The following is a 620-nucleotide window of genomic DNA, read 5'->3' on the forward strand; positions in this document are numbered from 1 at the left end:
CCGCGCATAAAGGCGAGTGGTGCGACTTCTATGATGTTCTTATCCATGAGCTTGGCGACTTGGTCGAAGCCTAGCATTTCATATAGCGCGTCATAGAGAGGGCGCAAGTAAGGGTCAACTTTCTGAGCCAGGTCGCCAGGCAGAAAGCCAAGCTTTTCTCCTGCTTCAACTGCGGGCCGAACTAGCAGAATGCGTTTAACTTCTTCGTTATTTAGCGCTTCTACAGCACAAGCAACAGCAAGGTAGGTTTTGCCAGTACCAGCAGGGCCTAAGCCAAAATTAATATCATGCTGCTTAATGTTAGCAACATATTGGCACTGGTTCTCGCCGCGAGGTTTAACTTGGCTTCGAGGTGTTTTGATTAGTCGAGCTTCTTCTGATAGCTCGCTCGAAATAGCATCAACGCCAAACTCCTGAACAAAGAGGTGAACCATTTCAAGGCTAATGCTCGAATTATCCTCGGTCTCTCGATATAGGTGTCTGATTATCTCTAGCGCCGCCTGAGATGCTTCAGCTTTTTCGCCACGTATTTTGAAAACAGCGCCCCGATAGCTAATCTTAACATCTAGGCGCATCTCCAGGTGTTTGATGTTTTCATCAAATTGGCCGCACAAACAGGC

The 620-nt window shown here is 47.6% G+C and carries 1 protein-coding gene; it reads right to left on the reverse strand.

Annotated features, from left to right (window positions below; genetic code table 11):
- A partial coding sequence (locus A3757_RS04715) for a PhoH family protein (protein ID WP_197469782.1) occupies positions 1-620 on the reverse strand: 620 nt, incomplete at both ends.

It is taken from the genome of Oleiphilus sp. HI0117, assembly GCF_001635235.1.